Annotated in this window: 2 protein-coding genes; both read left to right on the forward strand. The window is 35.7% G+C overall.

The window, feature by feature from the left end; translation table 11 throughout:
* The first annotated feature begins 292 nt into the window (after positions 1 to 292).
* Positions 293 to 1,105, forward strand: coding sequence for an abortive infection system antitoxin AbiGi family protein (locus FDW95_RS18710; RefSeq protein ID WP_115259908.1), 813 nt, complete (start codon positions 293 to 295; stop codon positions 1,103 to 1,105).
* A gap of 316 nt (positions 1,106 to 1,421) precedes the next feature.
* Positions 1,422 to 2,438: hypothetical protein (locus FDW95_RS18715; RefSeq protein ID WP_137363580.1), on the forward strand; the 1,017-nt coding region annotated here is incomplete at its 3' end.

Genomic DNA, 2,438 nt, shown 5'->3' on the forward strand with positions numbered 1-2,438 from the left:
GTTCAGGAAATGTTTGAAGAGGCTGATATGTGGCTGGTTTCAGATTAAACGCCTTGAACCATCATATCGCTTGAGTTGTATTAGCTCAGACCTGAGCTGGCAGTCTTATGGCACAGAGCCAAACCTAACCTGACAGTCCACTCTGTGCCAGGAGCGGAAGTGGCTAACAGCTCTTAGTGTTGATTAATGAGGGGCAGGTCACTATCGCAAAATCCGCTTGCTGATGTATGGAAAGTACTGATAACCTTAATTTATGGTACTTAGTTTATACATCATATTATGGATGATCATTATGTCGCGTAGCTTATACCCAACCACCTTATTTCATTTTACTGAAAAGTTAGATACCTTATTTGAGATACTTGACTCAAGTGATTTTCGGATTTCTTTCGCTAGAGAATTTATACAAGGCCAGAGCACGAATAGGAATTTCGGTATACCGATGGTTTCATTTTGTGATATCAGGCTAACACAGCTTACCCAGCATACTGAAAGTTATGGCCATTATGGCATCGGATTATCAAAAGATTGGGCAAACGAAAATGGACTTAATCCAGTAATTTACATGTCCAAGCACTCTTCTGTTTTTGATAATTATAATCTAGAGATTAGGCGTTTAAAAGCAGAAGTTAATAAGTTATTAAAGCATTTGGACGAAATAAAATCTTCAGGAACAAAATCTCAATTAACTAATGCAAAGCGGAAATATGAGTCGGCGATTCTTAGTTACAAGAAAATTGTAGATCCTTTGCGATATATGAAAAATTACCAGGCAACTTTGAAACGACGCAATGGTCAGGAGAAACCTAACTATATTTTTGCAGATGAGAGGGAGTGGCGATTTGTTCCAGATATAGAAAAATCAATTGGAAAACCAGTGATCGCCGCTTCGAAAAACATATCAACTCAAGATGGCAAGAGAAAATATAACGAATATTATGATGATGACAGGTTGCCCTTTTCACATAAGGATATTAAATATGTCATTGTAGAGCATGAAAGTGATGTTGAAAAGATGATGGACTTTCTGCATATAAAGTATGGTTCAAAAAGTAGCTTGATTCCAAGGGTTCTCTCAACCGAATTGATAGCGAATGATATGTAATTTAAGCTCGGTTTTTGCCTAAATTATCTATGCAATGCTTCCTTTTTGATACTTCATCGTGCTCTTATTGTGTTTAACGCTAAAACTAACCTACTCCCCGTGTTTCACATAGACCGCTATTAGCAATGTCCGCTGCCTGCGAAGAGCGGACATTACTAACATAGTGCCCAGAAGCTTTAAGGGAAGTAAGTCAAGTCCAAAAGTGCGGTTAAAGTAATGCTATTCTTTCCATTGAATGAGTGGATTGGGTATTAGAATTACATCCCCATAGCTACTTAAGCGGATTATTTAAAATTTTAATTAAGAGGTTCTAATTATGGATAGATTTGAAATAAAACTTAATGAAATCAATGAAATTCTTTCAAAGAATCAATTGGGGCTTATCTATGATTTTATAAATGATAGAGATAATGGTCTCGTACTGCCGTTTTTTAGTAAATACATGGACTCTGTTCAAAAATTAGATCTGGATTTTTGCATTACAACCAACTCACATTTTCAATGCGGCATTATTTATGATGAAAAATTGATATTTATGTCTTATGGCACATTTGATAGACTATGTAAGTTATCTGACTTAATTTTTCGGTCAGGGATGATAACCGGGAAAAGTACTAATTTAAACTTTTATGACTTGCATCTCGTTACTAATCCATTTGTTGGGTTTAACAATGAGATAAGAGAGGAAAGTGAGTCCGAATCACACTTATTTATGTTTATTCTTGATTGTCTAATGCTGTTTATAGTTAGTCACGAAGTAGGCCATTTCATTAATAAACATGGCGACCGAGCAAAAAAGCAATCTATTGACACTATCTTTGATGATGTTTTAGGACATAAAAAAATCAATAGCGCAGAGCTAATATCAAGCCACGCAAGAGAATTAGTTGCAGATGGTTTTGCTCTTAATATTGTTAAAAAACATGTACAGTCTGCATTTGATCAGAAGGTATCTTATCTTGATAACTTGCTTGATTTTTATAGCAGCAAGGAAGGCGGAATTGCATTTTCATTGCTATTAATACTGTGCTACTTCAAACTTTCTGATGGCTTATCACCTCATGAACATTTTCAATCGACACATCCCTCAACGGCGGCACGAGTTCGATTCATTCTCAGTTGTCATATTGAATCATTAGTCAATGAGGATGAAGAAAAAACTTTTGGATTTTACTATGGTTTAATCATAACTCAATTGAAATCAATATTTGCATCTATGGGAGATGACTTTGAGTTAACTTGGATAAAGGATACGAACTCACCTGAAATGACCGAGTGGTTTAATGATGTTTATAAAGAGCATCCAAAATGGTTAGGGAAGGTGCGAATAAGC

Source organism: Citrobacter sp. wls718 (genome assembly GCF_005280945.1).
GTDB lineage: Bacteria > Pseudomonadota > Gammaproteobacteria > Enterobacterales > Enterobacteriaceae > Citrobacter > Citrobacter gillenii.

Excerpts from the sequence above, each read along its gene's own strand:
- FDW95_RS18710 (WP_115259908.1), top strand. The coding sequence starts at position 293 with ATGTCGCGTAGCTTATACCCAACCACCTTATTTCATTTTACTGAAAAG.